This is a genomic window from Desulfococcus sp., from assembly GCF_041737845.1.
In the GTDB taxonomy this organism is placed as follows: Bacteria; Desulfobacterota; Desulfobacteria; order Desulfobacterales; family Desulfococcaceae; genus Desulfococcus.
Map to the genome: position 1 here is coordinate 38,681 of NZ_JBGSQX010000025.1, position 18,030 is coordinate 56,710.

Annotated in this window: 17 protein-coding genes; 3 read left to right on the top strand and 14 right to left on the bottom strand. The window is 58.2% G+C overall.

From position 1 onward, the window contains the following. From ACEW8N_RS03110 to divK, 8 genes are all read right to left on the bottom strand, one after another. Positions 1–540, bottom strand: coding sequence for a hypothetical protein (locus tag ACEW8N_RS03110; RefSeq protein ID WP_373498336.1), 540 nt, complete (start codon positions 538–540; stop codon positions 1–3). 9 nt (positions 541–549) lie between these two features. After that, positions 550–1,944 (bottom strand): sulfate respiration complex iron-sulfur protein HmcF, encoded by a 1,395-nt coding sequence (gene hmcF / locus ACEW8N_RS03115; protein ID WP_373498337.1) that lies wholly within the window; start codon positions 1,942–1,944, stop codon positions 550–552. A gap of 78 nt (positions 1,945–2,022) precedes the next feature. Beyond that, positions 2,023–2,712 carry a sulfate respiration complex protein HmcE gene (gene hmcE, locus ACEW8N_RS03120; protein ID WP_373498338.1) on the bottom strand — a complete coding sequence of 230 codons (690 nt, stop codon included), beginning with the start codon at positions 2,710–2,712 and terminating at the stop codon, positions 2,023–2,025. A gap of 25 nt (positions 2,713–2,737) precedes the next feature. Next, positions 2,738–2,869, bottom strand: a complete 132-nt coding sequence (hmcD, locus tag ACEW8N_RS03125; protein ID WP_373498339.1) for a sulfate respiration complex protein HmcD — start codon at positions 2,867–2,869, stop codon at positions 2,738–2,740. A 24-nt stretch (positions 2,870–2,893) separates the two neighbouring features. Further along, a complete protein-coding gene (hmcC, locus tag ACEW8N_RS03130) occupies positions 2,894–4,123 on the bottom strand; it encodes a sulfate respiration complex protein HmcC (RefSeq protein WP_373498340.1) in 1,230 nt (409 codons plus the stop codon). Then, the gene (hmcB, locus tag ACEW8N_RS03135) at positions 4,123–5,196 is read right to left on the bottom strand and encodes a sulfate respiration complex iron-sulfur protein HmcB (protein ID WP_373498341.1); all 1,074 of its coding nucleotides are present in this window, start codon (positions 5,194–5,196) and stop codon (positions 4,123–4,125) included. Before hmcB ends, hmcC begins: the two co-directional genes overlap by 1 nt. A 115-nt stretch (positions 5,197–5,311) precedes the next feature. Next, entirely contained in the window at positions 5,312–6,952 is a 1,641-nt protein-coding gene (gene hmcA / locus ACEW8N_RS03140) for a sulfate respiration complex hexadecaheme cytochrome HmcA (protein ID WP_373498342.1), read from the bottom strand. Positions 6,953–7,514: 562 nt separating this feature from the next. Continuing rightward, a complete protein-coding gene (divK, locus tag ACEW8N_RS03145) occupies positions 7,515–7,868 on the bottom strand; it encodes a DVU0259 family response regulator domain-containing protein (protein ID WP_373498343.1) in 354 nt (117 codons plus the stop codon). Positions 7,869–8,234: 366 nt separating this feature from the next. Between divK and ACEW8N_RS03150 the strand changes: the two genes are divergently transcribed. The 3 genes from ACEW8N_RS03150 (at position 8,235) to ACEW8N_RS03160 (ending at position 12,077) form a co-directional block, all read left to right on the top strand. Then, entirely contained in the window at positions 8,235–10,148 is a 1,914-nt protein-coding gene (locus ACEW8N_RS03150) for an MFS transporter (protein ID WP_373498344.1), read from the top strand. A 76-nt stretch (positions 10,149–10,224) separates the two neighbouring features. Then, positions 10,225–11,112: an NAD(+)/NADH kinase gene (locus tag ACEW8N_RS03155; protein WP_373498345.1), complete on the top strand. Its 888-nt coding sequence runs from the start codon at positions 10,225–10,227 to the stop codon at positions 11,110–11,112. 8 nt (positions 11,113–11,120) lie between these two features. Continuing rightward, on the top strand, positions 11,121–12,077 hold the full coding sequence (locus ACEW8N_RS03160) for a hypothetical protein (protein ID WP_373498346.1): 957 nt from the start codon (positions 11,121–11,123) through the stop codon (positions 12,075–12,077). Between the two features lie 36 nt (positions 12,078–12,113). Here ACEW8N_RS03160 and ACEW8N_RS03165 read toward each other — a convergent pair whose 3' ends face one another. From ACEW8N_RS03165 to ACEW8N_RS03190, 6 genes are all read right to left on the bottom strand, one after another. Next, positions 12,114–12,512, bottom strand: a complete 399-nt coding sequence (locus ACEW8N_RS03165; RefSeq protein ID WP_373498347.1) for an NINE protein — start codon at positions 12,510–12,512, stop codon at positions 12,114–12,116. A 129-nt stretch (positions 12,513–12,641) separates the two neighbouring features. Further along, positions 12,642–13,037 (bottom strand): acidic tetraheme cytochrome c3 TmcA, encoded by a 396-nt coding sequence (gene tmcA / locus ACEW8N_RS03170; RefSeq protein WP_373498348.1) that lies wholly within the window; start codon positions 13,035–13,037, stop codon positions 12,642–12,644. A gap of 68 nt (positions 13,038–13,105) precedes the next feature. After that, positions 13,106–14,443: an electron transfer complex ferredoxin TmcB gene (gene tmcB / locus ACEW8N_RS03175; RefSeq protein WP_373498349.1), complete on the bottom strand. Its 1,338-nt coding sequence runs from the start codon at positions 14,441–14,443 to the stop codon at positions 13,106–13,108. Positions 14,444–14,487: 44 nt separating this feature from the next. Beyond that, complete coding sequence (gene tmcC / locus ACEW8N_RS03180; protein WP_373498350.1) at positions 14,488–15,147, bottom strand: TmcC family electron transfer complex membrane anchor subunit; 660 nt, start codon at positions 15,145–15,147, stop codon at positions 14,488–14,490. A 14-nt stretch (positions 15,148–15,161) separates the two neighbouring features. Beyond that, on the bottom strand, positions 15,162–16,439 hold the full coding sequence (gene tmcD, locus ACEW8N_RS03185) for an electron transfer complex subunit TmcD (RefSeq protein WP_373498351.1): 1,278 nt from the start codon (positions 16,437–16,439) through the stop codon (positions 15,162–15,164). A gap of 839 nt (positions 16,440–17,278) precedes the next feature. Continuing rightward, positions 17,279–17,932, bottom strand: coding sequence for a class I SAM-dependent methyltransferase (locus ACEW8N_RS03190; protein ID WP_373498352.1), 654 nt, complete (start codon positions 17,930–17,932; stop codon positions 17,279–17,281). Positions 17,933–18,030: the final 98 nt, after the last annotated feature.

Sequence of the window (18,030 nt, forward strand, 5' to 3'; positions counted from 1 at the left end):
TTACCTCCTCAATTCACAGGCCATCAGCGTCCCCTGAAAGCCAAGTTCCCATAGAATCCCGTCAATCAATTCAAAGAGATTGAAAACCGTGTCAAACGCCAGCACATCCACCCGATCGCCGAAAACGATATGCTTCAGGCGACCCAGCTTGACCGGCATATCCAGCAGGTTCTCCAGAGGGACGGACCTGAGCATCACCGCCTCCCCGCCGTCAGCCACGCCGTAAAAGGAGTTGTAGATTTCCACACGGGGCTTTCCCGGAAATCCGATCATCTCGACGTTCTTTGCAAACTCAAGAAACCTGAACCCGTCGTAGACACATCCCGATTCCGGGCTCTTGCGGCACTGTTCCAGATAGGAAGATAAAAACGCATTCAATTTCTGGTAGACCGTATACCGCTCCAGCATCCGGAAAACACTTCTGAGCGTGCATCCGTCCTCGAGAACCACCTGGCAGCCAAGGTACATCAGGGGGTCGGCTTCCGCCGTTTTGCCCCCTTCCGCCAGGGCACCGTCACCTTTCAGCGTGACCTGATCCATGTTTTGAGATTATTCCTCCTCAGGCGGCTTCATATGTTCCGGAACGATGACCATTTTCAGCAGGAGCGGCTTGAGGAAGCTCCATCGGATGCCGACCTCGAAGACCTCCTCCAGGTCGCGGATGGCATCCCAGCAGTTGTGACACGGCGAGATGACCAGCTTTGCGCCGGTGGCCAGAATCTGATCCTTCTTGACCACCAACCCGATGTTCCGCTCTTTGCGGTACCGGCCGATACCGTTGAATCCGCCGCCGCCGCCGCAGCAGAAATTGTGCTCACGGTTGGGGGTCATTTCCCGGAAATCCTCGGCAATATAGCTCATGATCTCCCGGGCGCATTCGGCCAGACCGGCGTTGCGGATATAGTTGCAGGAGTCCTGGTAGGTGACCGGCTCCTTGATCCGCTTGGCCGGATCGATTTTGAGCTTGCCGGTCCGGAGGGCCTCGGCCACCCATTCGACGTAATGGAAGCTCGGAATGGGGGTCTGCCCGTCCTTCAGGCCGGCCCAGTAGGGCCCTTCGATGACCGTCGCGCGATAGGCGTGGCCGCACTCCGTAACGACCATCCGCTTGGGATTCAGGCGCTTCATGGCGTCGTAGACCGACTGGACCTGCAGCTTGCAGCCTTCCCAGTCGCCGGCGAACATGGCGAGACTGGTCTCTTCCCACCCTTCGCTGGGAACCGTCCAGTCCTCACCGGCGATGTGGAAGAGAATGGCGGCCTCCGCTAAATCTTCCGGGTAGTGCTTGGGTTCCCGGGCGTTGACCGTATAGAGGATCTCCGCGTTCTCCTTGTCGATGGGGATTTCCAGGCCCGGCCAGTCTTCACCGTATTCGTCGGCCATCCAGGTGCAGGTGTCGACCCAGTCCTCGGTGGTGACGTCCATCTGGGCGCGGAATATCCGGTGCATGCCGGAGCCGATCTTCATCTCCCAGGGGATGAACCCCTGCTGAAAACACAGGCCCCGGACATAGCCGAACATGACGCCCATATCGATGCCGAAGGGACAGTAGAGACCGCACCGGTTGCAGCAGGTGCATTTGGACCATGCGGTATCCATGACCATCTGCATGAAGGCGTTGTCGACCTTCCCCTTTCGTTTGACGATCTCCCCGAGGGTCGACTGGATCTTGTAGGACGGCACCTGTTTGGGGTCTTTTTTGTTGGCCAGGTAGAGGAAACAGCTGTCGGAACACAGGCCGCAGTGGGCGCAGATCTCAAGCCAGGTCTTGATGCGCGACTTGGCGTTGATGGTTTTCTGGATGGTATTCCACAGCAGCGCCTGATCGACATCCAGACTCTTCATTTCCTCATAATATTGTTTACCGCCCTTATCATTGAGGAGCTCTTGAAGCTGCTCCAGGGTATTGACGGGTTCTCTATTGCAGAGCTTGCCTAATGCCATAATGGATACCTCGTTATCTCTGTAATCCGTTTCAGGCGGCCCGTGACGCCCGAGCGCCGTCCGCCGTTATTCGCCATGCTACCACGCCATCCCCTTGCTTTTCATGCCGCCGCGCTTGATGCCATAATCCATGCCGATCTGCATTCTGGTCATGAAGAAAAGAACGAAATGGGAAAGTTTGGTGAAGGGTATGGCCACCAGCAGGATCTCGCTACTGATAATATGGGAGATGAGCCAGAAATTGTAGTTCCCGATCCGGTGGGCCGCCAGAAATCCTGTCAGGAAGGGCGCCACGGCGATGGCGAGAACCAGGTAGTCATACCAGGTCGTGATGATCCGCACCTCGGGGAGCGCCAGACGCCTCAGAACGAGTAAGACCGCGGCCACCATCACACCGATGGTCAGCATGTCGGCGCTGAAATCGGATATGGTGGGAAGACTGAAGCCGAACCGTTCATTGAGCAGGATCGAATGCCCCTGCAAAAAGATGGGCACGACCAGGAGCCCGATGTGGAAGGTGAAAAAGATGATCGTAAAAAACGGATAAAACCGCCAGCTGTGCGTTCCGAAGGGTATCAGCCACGAGACGATCGACCGAACGGCGCCCCGGATGCCTTGTTTTCGATGAGCGGTATATGCGACACGGTCCAGTTGCCAGTCCAGTCCTTTGACATAGAGGACGGCCCGTGCAATGACCCCGATGAAGAAGATGCCGAATGCCACCCACGCCACCGGACCGGTTACCAGTTTGTATATATCCATCTCCATTATTATCTCCTTTTATGCCGACGCGTTAATCGTCATCTCTGTCGGTTAGGAAACGCCAGAACGCCATGATGCTGATCAGCGCCAACACCATGATGATATAGACGACCCCTTTGGTGTGGGTCATGAAATCCTGAAGCGTAAAATAAATATTTTCCATAACATGGTCCTCCAAGGTCCGTTATCAATGATGCGCCTTGCGATGCGCCGCGGGTTCGACGGGTTCATGCGCCCTGTAATCGGGATGCTCGTAAAAAATGGGCTGCTTGGTAACGATGAACTTGAACACCAGCACGCCGAAGGTCAGCATGGCGAGCGTAAGCAGCACCTCCCCCCAGTGGGGGATGTACTTCTGGCTCCAGGGCAGATACCAGTTGAAGGCGATGAGGCAGATGTTCAGCCGGTTCAGCACGATGCCCAGCACCGCGATGATGGATGTTCTCTGAATCAGCTTCAAATTCTTGTCCCGGGCGCCCACGGCATAGAGGTAGCACGGCAGGGCCACAAAGCCGACCAGTTCCAGGAGGAACCAGAGCCCGTAGGGGGTTCCCAGCAGATGCCACTGGTTTTCGACGGCGATGCCGACGATCTTGATGATCAGATAGCCTGCCATGACAAAAGAAGCCGCCTTGGCGAAGCCGAGCACGAGCCCGTCGTGCTCCGCCAGATAGGTCTCATCCATCTTGTCGTGGAAATATTTATGGGACAGGCTTCCCTCGAAGATCACCATGGAGAGCCCTGCGATGATGCTGGAAATAAAGAAATAGACCGGTATGTAGGTGGAATACCAGAGCGGATGAAGCTTGGAGGGCGCGATCAGGAAAAGGGCTCCCAGGGACGACTGGTGCAGGGTCGAAAGCACCACGCCGAAAATGGTCAGCACCATGGTGATCTTGACCAGGACGTTCCTCAATTTCTTGAGACCGAGCCACTCCAGGGCCGCCGGGGAGTATTCCAGGAACAGCACCGTCAGGTAGAGGGCGACGCACGCGGCCACTTCGAAGAGCAGCGACGTGGTGCCCCGCTGCATGATGAAGGGATACGGCAGGCGCCAGGGTCGGCCGACATCGTAGTTCAGGGAGATCACGACCAGGGCGTAGCCCAGGAAACCGGTCAGGATCGCCGGGCGCACCGCGGAATGGAACCGCTTCATCCCGAAGATGTAGCAGGCGGCGGAAGTGGTGTATCCGCCGGCTGCAAGTGCGACACCGGCCATCAGGTCAAAACCGATCCACAACCCCCAGGGATAGTTGTCATCCAGATTGGTCACCGCGGCGAGCCCGCCGGTGAACCGCAGCACCGTTAAAAGTAGACCGACGACCAGAATGACGCCGCACACCACATTGAAGGGCGTATACAGGGACCGGTCCGTCGGAAAAAACGATTTTTTTACGACGACGCTTTGCTCAGACATCAGACATCCTCCTCCTTCTCGCCTGCACCCTCCTCCTTGGCCTTTGCAGCCTTATCAAGGGCCGTTTTCACTTCTTTTTTGACGGCGGCTTCCTGGTCCTTCTTTGCCTTGTCCAACGCCTTGGCCAGGGCCGCTTTGGCCGCGGATTCGGCCTCGGCCACGGCTTCATTCACCGCCTGGTGCTTTTCCTCGGTCGAAATCTTTTCCTTGCGTTTGGTCATGGCCCAGATGCCGGTCAGCAACACCGGCCAGAGGCCGACGACGATAGGAACGGCCCCGAGGGCCCCCGCCGTCAGTTCGGGCGCGGATGTGGTTCCGAGATCCTCGCGCATGCCGATCTGCTCGAAAGGGGTGCTGGTGACATAGAGCCAGTTGGTCCCGCCCATTTCGTATTCGCCGTAAATGTGGTTGACATATTTATCCGGATGCTTCCGGATGCGCTCCCGGGCGATCTTGATGAGGTCTTCACGCTTGCCGTAAGTGAGGGCCTCGACGGGGCATACCTCCACACAGCCGGGAAGCTTGCCCTCCTTGATCCGCGGATAACACAGGGTGCATTTCATCACCTTGGGGTCAAGGGCCTTCCCATACTCGTACGTCGGGATGTTAAAGGGGCAGGCCACCATGCAATACCGGCATCCGACGCAGACCGAGGCATCGTAGACCACGGCCCCCTCGGGTGTTTTCTTGAACGCCTTGACGAAGCAGGCCGATGCGCAGGCCGGCTCCTTGCAGTGGTTGCACTGAATTTTCCGGAAGGTGACCCCTCCGGGCTGGTTGGCGTCCGCGTACTTGTTGACGACGGTGTACGTTTTGTCGGTGGTCCTGCGCTCCTGGTTCAGGACCGACTCGTCCTTGAAGGAGACGTCCGGGGCCGGGAGCTCATTGACCTTGTTGCAGGCCTCTTCACAGCGCCTGCAGCCGACGCACAGCGTCGTGTCATGCAGAACCCCCATACTGTCTGGATATCCTTTGAACTCTTTCTGCGCTCCGGCATAAGCTTTTCGGCCAATGGCTGTGCCCAAGCTCGCGCCGCCCATCCATGTTAGAAATCTTCTACGGGATACGGACATATTCAGTTCCTCAGTCAGTTTGACGTATCTCCGCCGCAGGGCCAGGCCCGCGCCGCCCCGCCGCCCGACCGGCGCCGGTCCATCCGGGGAGCTGGAGATAGGGAAATTGATATAGTTACTGCTGTTTCTCTTTATGACAACCGGTACATCCGGCAGGCTTTTCGATCTTCATCTCTTTATGACAGGTCATGCACTGCTGGTGGTAGGCCCCCATCAACCCGGGCCTCAGCGGTTCCCGATCATCGAAAGGCTTGCCATGGCATGTCACGCATTTCGGCGGTTTTTTCGACACGGGGCTGTTGTGATGGCATCCCTGACAAAGGGTGCCCTTCTCCCTGTGAAAATAAGCAGCCAGTTTGTTTTCTTTGACGTTCGCCATGAGTTTGTCGACGATCTTGCGGTGGGGAAGATCGACCGCCTCGTAGCGGTCATCGGGGGTCGCCATGACGTTGATGACCACTTTCTCGGGGATGTCTTCCTTGTCGTAGGTTTCCGTGGTGTAGGTCCGGGCGCCGACCATCATCTCCGCCACCCGCTTGTCGTCTTCCTTGGCCAGGGCCTGCAGATCTGCATTCATTTCCTCATGACATTTGAGGCAGGCCTCGTCGGCCTGTTTCCGGCGCTTCTCCATGAAGACATGGCAGCCCGAGCACTTGGGGTCGGACTTTTTGATTTCATGGCACCCCATGCAGCTTTTTTCGGAGTTGATCAGGTGATATGCCTGGGCCAGATTGACATACCCGCCATCTTTGCTGCCGGCCATGGTATGGCACTTGCTGCAGGTTTCCATGCTGGCGTGATGGCAGACGCGGCAGGTGTCACTGTAGGTCTCGTGGGATTTGTGGTCATAGCTGACCGCGTTCATCCGCACATCGCCGGGTTTGCCCGCTTCATCTGGCTTGACCTCGCCGACCTTGACGAGGACCATGTCCGGCTGTTTCCGCTCCATCCGGGGGACGTTTTCGATCTTCTGAAATTTCTTCTGGGAAGCCGGATCATGGCAGCCGCCGCAGTAGATCGGGCCTGCGGTCTCTTTCTTGACCAAGCGTTTCCGGTGGCAGCTGATGCAGTCCAGATGGGAGGCCTCCCTCATGGAGATCCGGTTCTCTTCGGTCTGGGCCTTGTGGCAGTAGCGGCAGGTGCCCTCCTTGTCCTTGGCGTAGAAGAGGACTTTTTTCTCGGCGTCATATTCGTGATGGCAGGTTTCGCATTTCTTTTCGTGGGCGGCGACATGCCGGTAATGCAGGGTCTTGTCGAGGCCGATCAGGGCGCGGCTGGACTGGATCTCCGTCTCTTTATGGCATTCACCGCAGGTCACGGGGCCGGACTTGTCGCCCTCGGCCGCCATCTCGTTATGGCAACTGATGCAGAAGGTGTGGTAGACATCCATCACCTCTTTTCGAGCCGTGTCTTCCAGACGCTTGAATTTGGGCGAGAGGGGATCGATGCCGTTGACGGCCGCCTTGAAGGTCCCTGGTATCTTGTTGGACTTTTCCTGCGCCAGATGGCAGGCGGAACAATCCTTGTCTTTTTTCTTCAGGGCTTCGGTGTGCGCGTCGTGAAAAAACACCACGGGCGGCTTCTCAAGATACCCGAAAACCTTGAGCGAATCGATGGTTATCATATCCGCCCGGGCCTCTTTATCGGATGGTGCGCCAACCTCCTGCGCTCCGATACAAACCGCTGTAATCATAAAGATTGCGGCTGTGACTCCAACCCACCAGTACTTCATCTTTCCCTTCACCATGATTGACATCCTTAAAAGAGCGTTTAGTTTTTAAAAGGATTCTCAGATTCTGACACGAATGTTGCGGTACTTTACAGAACTTGCCCTCGGCGGGTAAATAAGGTCTATACTGTATATTACATACAAAAAGACCTTATTTTTCAGGGCGCCAGTATATGAATTTTCGGATTGCATGGGGTAGAAACCTCCGATTTTTCTCGAGCGGCGAGATACCTATCCCATATCCCGGGTGCCATTCAGGACGACCCGACAAAAAAATTCCCTCCCCTGCCAATTCGGACACCCCGAACTCCAATACGTCCAGGGCCGCCCGCAGGGCTTCATCCGGTCCGGGCAGGGAATATGATGCTCTGCGGAACACCCAGAAACGGCCTGACCCAGGCCTCCCGGGCTTGAAATCGGATGCTTGCGGCCTTCTGGGTGCGGCGCTGCCTTGGATACCGGTGGGAGGGAGAGAATGACGACACGGCGGCATGGCAAAGCCTTGAGCCACCGTCAGGCGAAGTGGATCGATGCCCGGCATGCGGAATCGTTTGGACTGGGTCCGTTCCGATGTCATGCTTCGGGAAGGCTATCCGACGGCTTTTTTGACGAGTTCCAGGACTTTTTCGGGGTCAAAGGGCTTGGCAAGGTATCCAACCGCATCCCGGACGGACAGATGGCGTGAGGGCATACCGCTGATGATCAGCACCGGCGTGTTCTTGAGTTCATCGTCTTTCTTGAATTTCCGGTAAAACCGCGTTCCCCATTCCTCCGGCATTTCAAGGTCGAGGGTGACAAGGTCCGGCTTTTCGGCCTTTATAACCTTCATGGCCTCAAGACCATTTCCCGCCGTACAGGTTTGATATCCGTTATCCTCCAGCAGACTGACCAAATATTTCACCACCACCGGATCATCATCGATCACCAGGATTTTTTTTGCCATTCGACACCTCTTTCTTGGTTTTGGATTATACAGGGCCTTTATCTGGGGTCTGACTGCGCTTAATGAGATGATCTTACCCCGATAAATACATTTTGGCAAGTAGTTCTGGTGAATTCATACCCTACTTGATCCTTTCGATTACCCTACGATGCCGTTCCGCCCGGGGAAGCCGGAAACGGGTTGCGGCCCTGCAGGCCCCCCCTGGCGGGGCGAAAACCCTTCCGCGCCTCCCGTCCTCCGGCCCATGGCGGATTCCGCAGCCCCATGACCATCCCTGCTTGACATGCTCCCCTTAAAAAAATAGAGTGATGACGATATCCAGGCAGGCTTTTCTCTCACTCCCATGGTGCGACGGAACCTTATCCAATGAACACGACCGCTCAAGAAAATGAAGTAAAAATCGTCCGAAGCCAGTTCGGACTGCTCCGGGTCCGGCGCTTCGCGCCGTTTTTCTGGACCCAGTTCTTAGGCGCCTTCAACGACAACGTCTTCAAGAACGCCCTCATCATCCTGATCGCCTACAAGGGCGGACATGCGATTCAGATGGACTCGAACATCCTGATCAACCTCTCTGCAGGGCTCTTCATTCTGCCGTTTTTTCTTTTCTCCGCCACCGCGGGCCAGCTCTCGGACAAATACGAAAAGGCCCTGATGATCCGGCGCATCAAGTTCATGGAGATCGTCATCATGGGGGCCGCGGCGGTCGCCTTTGCCGCAGACAGCATGATCGCCCTCATGGCCATCCTGTTTTTCATGGGCGCCCAGTCAGCCTTTTTCGGTCCCGTCAAATACAGCATCATTCCCCAGCACCTCGCCCCCGACGAACTGGTCGGCGGCAATGCCATGGTCGGCATGGGCACCTTCGTCTCCATCCTCCTGGGCACCATCACCGGCGGAGTCCTGGTGCAGATTGAAAACGGGGCCCTCTGGATCGGACTCACCGTATGCGCCATCGCGCTGGCCGGATATAGCGCATCCCTGTTCATCCCCAAGGCTCCGGCCCTGGCGCAGCGGATCACGATCCGCATCAATCCGTTCACCCAGACCTGGAAGACCATCGGGTACGCCCGGCGGATTCATTCCGTGTTCCTCTCCGTATTAGGAATCTCCTGGTTCTGGTTTCTGGGATCGGCCTATCTGACCCAGATCCCCAACTTCACCCGGTTCATCCTGAAGAGCGGCGAAAGCGTGGTCACCCTGCTCCTGACCATGTTCTCCATCGGCATCGGCGTCGGCTCCCTCCTGTGCGAAAAGCTCTCCGGAAAAAAGGTGGAGCTGGGCCTGGTCCCGCTGGGCTCCCTGGGGCTGAGCCTTTTCGGCATCGACCTGTTCCTGGCCTACGATCCCCCCGAGGTCGCCTCGCTGATGGACATCTCCGGCTTCATGGGCACCCCGGGAAGCCTGCGCGTCCTGTGCGACCTCGTGCTGATCGGCATTTTCGGGGGGTTCTACATCGTCCCCCTCAATGCCTTTGTCCAGCTTCGGACGGAGCCTGAATACCGGGCCCGGGTCATCTCGGCGAACAACATCCTGAACGCCCTGTTCATGGTTTTGTCGACAGGGGCGGGCGTCCTCCTGCTGGGTTTCGTAAAGCTGTCCATCCCCCAGTTTTTTCTGATCATCGCCATAGGCAATATTCTGGTGGCCGTATACATCTATTCCGTCGTTCCCGAATTCACCATGCGTTTCCTGATCTGGATGCTGACCCACACCCTTTACCGGGTCCGGCACGAGGGGCTTTCCCACGTTCCGGATGAGGGCGCCGCCTTGCTGGTCTGCAATCATGTCTCCTATGTCGACGGCCTGATCATCGCGGGCGCCCTGCGGCGGCCCGTACGCTTCGTCGTTTTCGAACCCATCTACCGCATGCCGGTGCTCAATTTCATTTTTCGCACCGGGGGGGCCATCCCCATCACCTCCGAAAAAACGAATCCCGGCACCTACCGCCACGCCCTTGACGCCATCGACAGGGCCCTGGCCGACGGGGAGGCTGTCTGCCTCTTCCCGGAGGGGAAATTGACCAGCGACGGCGAGATCGACCGGTTTCGGCCAGGCCTTGAAAGCATCCTCCGACGCAGGCCGGTCCCCGTGATTCCCATGGCCCTGAGAGGGCTGTGGGGAAGTTTTTTCAGTCACAGGGGGGGCCCGGCCATGACAAGGCGCCCGGCGCGATTCTGGTCGGAGGTGACAATCGCCTGCGGGTCGCCGGTGCCGCCGGCGCAGGCGACCGCCGAGGGTCTCCGGGAGACGGTGGCGGTTCTGCGCGGAAATTACCCATAACTTTATTTATTTTTTTCTTTATGCAGGGTCTAACCCTGTGGTAGATATAAACGATACTTTCAGGACGGAGATATCCATGATCCCGCATGAAGAAAACAGGGCATGCGCCCTCATGAAGGTCGGCCTTTTCGTCAAGCCGCAGCACGAAGCCATTCAAAAAGCGGACGCGTTCGAACGATGGCTCGCAGCCCGGCAGATTCCCGTCGTCCGGAAGCAGGGCACCCCCTCCAACCGGAAGATTGCATTAAACTCGAGAGAGTATGCGCCGCGGGACCTCTTTTGCGTCTTCGTCCTCGGGGGGGACGGCACGTTTCTGAGCGCCGCCAGGTGGATCGGAGACGCTCCCATCCCCATCATCGGCGTCAAGTTCGGAGAGGTGGGGTTTTTGGCGGAGACCGTCGAGGACGGCCTTTTCTCGGCGGCGGAGACCATCCTGAAAAAAGAATTCACGACCATGGCCCGAATGCGGCTGCTCGTTCGGGTCCTCCGGGAAGGCGAAGAGATCGTCCGGGAGCCGGTGTTGAACGACATCGTCATCAACAAGGGCGCGCTGGCCCGCCTGGCCCGCATCAAAACCTACATCAACGACCGGTACCTGACGACCTTCAGGGCCGACGGGCTCATCGTGGCGACCCCGACCGGATCCACGGGCTATTCCCTGGCGGCGGGCGGCCCCATCATCCACCCGACGGTGCCGGGCATCGTGATCACCCCCATCTGCCCGTTCACCCTGACCAACCGGCCGATCATCATGCCGGATTCCGTGTGCATCGAGCTCCGGCTCGACAAGAGCGCTTCGGACATCATGCTGACCTTCGACGGCCAGGCCGGACTTGAAATCACGGAAAAGGACACCATTATCGTCCGAAAAGGGTGCCAGCCCATCCAGATGATCACCCTGCCCGACCGCCACTATTTCGACGTGCTCAAAACCAAACTCCGCTGGAGCGGAGAAAGAATCTGACAGGAGCCATGCCGCGCGCCTACGCAAACCGTTTTTTCTGTGCCAAATGCGGGTACACCGGCGCACTCTCCCGGGAAAACCGGTGCCCCAACTGCGGAAAAATCCCGGGGTGGTGGCGCTTCTCCGGAAAAGGGGCCGCCATGCCGGCCGCGGGCATGCTTGTGCTGGCGGCCGGCCTGATCTATTTCCACCTCTTCCATCCCCGGGCAGCCGCCGAACTTTCGCGGCTGTTTCAGCCCCACCCGAAGCATTTCCACGTAGGTCTCGACGTATCCGCCAGCATCAACCAGGATGCTCTCGAAAAAATCAAAGACCACCTGGGGATCTGCCTCAGAGGGTTTGTGGGCGACACATCGATCTCCTATCAGATATCGACCTTCGGCAACCCCGGCTGCGGAAAGGAATCGATCGCAGCCCTGGTGGCCACGGCATCCCCCCGGCACCACGCGGCCTTCGACGGCTCCGTTGGCAAAACCCTTGCAGCCGTTGCCGCCACCCCGGTCGCCCCTCGGGAGGTGACGCCGCTGACGACCCCCTTTTACGGTTTTCTCGAGTCCGCCCTCTCTTCCGCTTCGGGAAAACGCGTCATCATCTTCTCCGATCTGATGAACGACGACGGCGACTGCAGGGAGCGGTACGCCTTTCCCGCGGAGGCCATAGAGCGTTTCGGGGCCGACGGAAGCAGCGACCTCGTCTTCCTCTACACGGCCCCTCGCGCCGGCGGGGATGTTCAACTCAAGCGCGCCCTGCAGGACCAGCAGCAGGCATTCATCGACCGGATGAACGCCCTCGCGGAGGCCGGCAAGGTGCGGGTGGTTTTCCGCCGCATTCCCGATGATCCGCTGGAGAGCCTTCCGTTCATCCGGAGCGAGCTGAGAAAAAGCCTTCCATCGACGCTCCGGGACGGCATTCGCGACCGCCTCTCCAGGATTTTCGACGCCGTTTTCGCGGCCAGCGCCTCATGAACCCCGGCGGCACGGCCTTCTCCGGATGGGGCGGCGTCACCCCCGGGCGTTGATCTCGTCGATCTGCTCGTTGAGGGTCCAGTAGTCATAGACGTATCCCACCAGAAACAGCCCGCCGGTCAGGAAATAGACGATCCCCGTGATCCATTTGCGCATATAAAAGCGGTGGATGCCGAGGATACCGAGAAATGTCAGGAGGATCCATGCGATGTTGTAGTCCAGCAGGCCTTCTTTGAAGCGGATATCCGCATCGCGATCCATGCCGGGAATCAGGAAAAAGTCGACGATCCATCCGATGATGAGGAGTCCCAGGGTAAAGAAATAGATCGTTCCGGAGACCGGCCTGCCGTAATAAAACCGGTGGGCGCCGGTGAATCCGAATATCCATAGAATGTAGCCGATGGTCTTGCTGTGGGTGTTTTCCCGTTTTGCCATATTGCCCCTTCCTTTTCCCGGGCCAAATGCCGTCCATAAAAAAGCGCACGGGAACCCATCGCTCCCGCGCGCTTTTGATGATATCAGACTGTTCGAAAATGTATAAGGGCTGCGCCCGCTCAGCTTCCGTTATGATTTCTGGTGGCACTCCCCGCACATGACCGGGCCTGCCTTCTGATCCTCGTGGCAGCCCTTGCAGTTGAGATGATATGCCCGCATCAGGTCCATTTTGGTTTTTCCATCGGCCATATGGCATTCGGAGCATTCCAGGTTCTCGGTGGATTCGCCCTCCACCTTGACGCCGCTCTCATCGAAGCTGTGGTGGCATTCCGCGCAGTCTTCGATGGCGGCCTTTTCGTTGTGCTCGTCGTGATTGAACGCAACCGCGGTCCGCATCCGCACCCCGAAGGCGCTGTCCCGGACGCCGGCGATCTCCCCGGTGTCCCGGGAGAAGCCGGATAGGGCCGCAACTGCGGAAACGATAAACGCGACGACGATATATGCTGCCAGAGCCTTTCTATTCATTTGGCACACTCCTCTTTGTCCGGTGGTTCCGGTTTGGCATGCGTTTTTTTCCTGGGCCGGCGCCCTGCCTATTCCGGTTTCTCCATGATTTCATAAATGATGTCCCCCAGGAATTTCAGCTCCAGCCCCACATGATAGTGGTGGATGATATCCTCGAGTCCGCCGTGGCAGTTGTGGCAGGGCGCGATACAGACCTCGACGCCTTTTTTCTTGACGGCCAGGAGCTGTTCGGCCTTGATCCGGTTGCTGTGAACCCGCTTGTCCCGGAAGGGCGGACCGCAGTTGATCACCCCGCCCCCGGCGCAGCAGCAGTAGTTGTGTTCGCGGTTGGGCGTCATTTCGGTGAAATTGCTGCAGGTCTTGTTGACCACGTACCGGGCCATCTCGTGGAGCCCCCGTCCCCGGATCACGTTGCAGGGGTCATGGAGGGTCACGGGTTTGTCGTATTTATGCTTGATCTTGATCCGGTCCGCCTTGAACAGGTCATAGTAGAACTCGAGGGCGTGAACCATCTGGACCGGCGGCATCTTCCACCCCAGGGCGCGGTTGCCCATGTCGTAGACCGATCGGAAGGCGTGGCCGCACTCGCCCATGACGATTTTCTTGACCTTGAGGCGCATGGCGGTTTCAAAATGCTCTTTCTTGAGCCGCGCCATCATCTCGTTGTCGCCCGTATACATGGCCATGTCGCTGTTGTCCCATCCGGGGGTCGCGGGCATGGTCCAGTCGACGCCGGCCACGTTCAGGATCACCGCCGCCTGGTAGATCAACTGGGCCCGGAACTTGGGCTCGGGACCGATGACCGAATACATGACCTCGGCCCCCTCCTTCTCGAGGGGGATCCTGAGGTTTTCAATCTCTTCGCCGGCCTCTTCCTCCTGCCAGAACAGGGTGTCGATCCACTCATCTTCCTTGACCCACATCTGGTTCATGGTGGCGGAATGGCTGTGGGCCGTGTCCTGGATATACTGGGGGGTCACGCCCAGCTTGTGGCAGATGCGCCGCATGATCAGCATCATGTAGGCCACATCGATGCCGAAGGGGCAGTACATGGCGCACCGCCGGCAGAGGTTGCACTCCGTATAGCAGAGTTCCGCGGCCCGGCGGATGAACTCGGGGCTGACCTTCCCTTTTTTTTCGACGATCTCCCAGAGGGTCTGCTTGACCTTGGCGGCCGGCGAAAAGACCGGATTTTTATCCTGCGAAAGGTAATAATGGCACGCCTCGGAACATAGCCCGCAATGGACGCAGGTATCGACATAAACCTTCAATCGGGCGCCGGTCTCCCTGTCGATCACCTCGTTGACCACCTTCTCGATCTTCTCGGGCGTCAGCTTGGCCGCGCCCCCGTCCAGGCCCATATCCTTGATATTTTTCACTTCGATTTTGGATGCAGGTTCACCCATTCTCTTGCTCCCTTTATCGTATAGGGTAAAAGTCAAAAAAACCGTTACCAGTCCCTCGCGTGGCGCACCGCGCCGAACTCGGATCCAATGTATCCCCGCGTAAAAAACGCATAGAGCATGTGGCTGAGACGGGTAAAGGGGATGGCGGCCAGGACGATCTCACCCGACAGCATGTGCAGGATGAAGACCATCTGGTAGCCCGGCCACTGGTGGTAGGCCCAGAATCCGGTGAAAAACGGCGCCGCCACCATCAGGAGGATCAGATAGTCGGATGTTGAGGTCAGGTACTTGACATCGGGCCGCAGGATCCGCCGGGCGGCGAAATAGATGCAGGAGCCGAGGACGATGATCGTCATCACGTCCGCAAGGCCGTCTGGAATATACCACCAGTTGATGTCAAAGACCTCCTTCCACAGCAGGGCATGGGCGCACAGGAAGAGCGGGACGATGATGAGGGAGATGTGAAAGGCGAAGGTCACGAGGGTCATGACCGGGTTCTTCCGCCAGTTCGTCGTGGCGAAAGGGATGCTCCAATGGGCGATGGACCGCAGCGCAAACCCCATGTCCCAGTATTCATAAACCGACGGGTCCTTCTTTTTGGCAAGCCTCGCCATGGTCACCAGTTTGTAGACGCTCCCCCCGATAAACACGATGAAGGCAAGCCACGCCAGGGGACCACTGACAAAATTGTATATCGTATGCATCGTCACTCTCCTTATCAACCGGAAATTTCAGTTACCGGCAACACCTGGCGGACATACCTTTCCTTGTCCCCCGCGCCCTCGATCGCCCGGATCAATATATGCTGCCCGTCCGGGCTGAATGACGGACTCCAGACGGCCTTGTACTGGGCCTTCATCGGTTTGCCGTTGACCGCCACCGTATACCGGCCGTTTTTCTCGATCTTGGCCGCGACGTGCTGCTCATCGGGGCTGAAGACCGGCGCCCACGCCATGTCGCATTTGAGGTCCCACGCGGCGCCGTCCACGGCGACGGTATAGTCGTTGTTCTCTTTTCCGACGCACGCCACCCGCTTGCCGCTGGGCGAGATGACCAGGTCCGTTACGAGGTCGCCGAAGGTTTTTTTCCAGGGGTTTCCGTCCACGGCGACGGTCCAGCGGCCGTATTTCGGCGCGACGATGGCGGCGATGCTCATCCCGTTCGGGCTGTAAGCGTGGTGCCAGAGCTGGGTGAACCGCTGCCCCCAGAGGATCTGGCCGTCCCGGGCCAGGGCCCATCCCTCCTGGGTCTTGACCGGCGCGGTCACGGACCCGTCCACAGGTGAAAAAGCGGCCTTCCATACCGTGGGATAGTTGACGGACCAGGGCTCGCCGTCCACCGCGATGGTGTAGTCATACAGGGTGGTTCTCACCTGGGCGGCCACATGGGCATTGTCCGCGCTGAAGACGGGTTCGTAGACATTGACAAAATTCCTGTCCCAAACCGTTCCCTCCACCGCGACCGTGTAACAGCCTTTCTGGAAGGCGTAGATGTCGCCCTCGCTGAATTTGATGGTCTGAACCACGGCGGCGGCCCTGGTGCCGTCGACGCTTCCGGCAAAATTGGTCATGTACGGGAAGACCTCTTCCCAGGGGGTGTCGTTGATGAGGACGGAATATTCACCGTCCGCCTGGGTCATGATCATCATGTTTTCGCCGTCTTCGCCGAACTTGGTGTTCCAGGCGAAGTCGTATTTGTTTTCCCAGGCCTCTCCGTCGATGGCGAGGGTCCATTCCCCGCCGTCCGACACGATACCGGTAAGACGGTTGTCCGGCGAATATCGGAGATACCATACCTTGTCGAAGGTGTTTTCCCAGGCTACGCCGTTTTCGCAGGCGCTGAATTCCTTATCCTCCGTCTTTACGACGGCGGCTATTTTTTCACCGTCCGGACTGACATACGGCTCCTGCACATAGGCGAACTCGGCTTTCCACTGGGTGATGTCCGCGATCTGCCGTTTGCCGATGCTCCAGTCCCAGCTAGTTGAATCTGTCATGTCCCTTTCTCCTTTGAAGATGATGCCTAAATCCTTTCCCGCACTCCGGCCTTCCGCCCGCCGTGGGGAATGTACACCTCAAAACCGAAGCGCGGTAGCGCGCCGTATCACCGAATTGAAACGCAGGGAGGGCTGACCCCCCTGCCCCGCGATTTTCCGCCTTAATTCCGGATCACCCCAAAAATAATGGCAACGCCACTATTCATGCCGATTCCCGCAACGTTATAGCTCTATACCGTAAAGTGTTTTTTGTAAAGTTTAATGTTTTGATACCCTATTCAAGGGGAAAAAACAAAGTAGTTTCCGTCTAAGGGGAATTGCCGGGCAGGACGGGGGCCGGGGGCGGGCTGCGGCCGCCTTATTCCGGCCATACCGCATGCGATGTGCAGCCACTGCAGGGGGTACAGCCATGCCCGCTCATCCGGACGGTTTCGGAAAAACCCGATATCTGCGTTACGCAACCGCCCGCTTCGCTGCGCCGTACTGCAGCCGCCCATCTTTCCAGGGGATTCGCAGGCCGCATCTCGAACTTTTACGAAACCGTTTGCAAACCGAATTCCCCGTTCATCAATAATAGCACCAGATGGTCTCATAGGGCCTTGCATCCTCTCCCATCCGCTGCAGCCGCCTGAGATGCTCATATATGGACACATCCCTATAGACGCAGGTGTCCACAAGGGAAAGCTTCTTCTCCCAGGGATGGAATTCATAGACCCGTCTGCCGTCGGGCAGGATCGAGAATACGCAGTCGATTGCAGCCGGCAGAGGGGTGCGAAAGATGCAAGATTAAGGTTCGCGGCATATGGGCCGATCCCGGGGAAAGGCCGCCCCGCCCGCCGTCAATAGGAGGCGTCGAGCGCCTCCCCGCAGGATCTCCGCTGGAGCACCCCCAGCGACCGCGTCATGGGCAGGGGCTTGAAAAGTCCCCCGGCCAGGGCGATCCGGTAGACGAGGTAGGGTGCCTGCCCCCCGTCTTCAGGGTGCTCGAAGATATCGTGCAGGAGGAGGTATCCGCCGGGCATCACGTGGCCGGCCCATGCGCAGTAATCCGCGTAAACCGTTTCAAAGGCGTGGCCCCCGTCGATGAAGACGAGGCTCAGGAGAATGGACCAGACCCGGGCCGCCGTGCAGGAACGACAAACCATCGGGACCACCGTATCCTCGAGGCCCGAAAGCGCAAGCGTCTTCCGGAAGGCCCGGAAGGTGTCGACCCGGCCCGCCTCGTGGTCGTAGAGCGCCGGGTCGAAATAGGTCTCGCCCGGCTGCTGCTCCTCGGAGCCGCCATGGTGGTCGATGGAGAAGAGTGTCCCCCCGTTGGCCCGGCAGGCCGAGCCGATGTAGACGGCGGACCTGCCGCAGTAGCTGCCGATCTCGAGGCAGGGGCCCATCCTGCTCGCCTCAAGGGCGACGTCATGGAGGCGGCGCCCCTCCTCCTCGTCGAGAAAGCCTTTGACCTCCTCCGGCGCAAGAGTCTTCCGGGATGTCGGGTGCATGCTCAAATTATTTCCAATTTTCTTATAATAAAAAAAATAATGCCGTATTCGGGAAAAAGCAGCCCCCATGTTTCCCGTCCGCCGGCGGCCGATCGGCT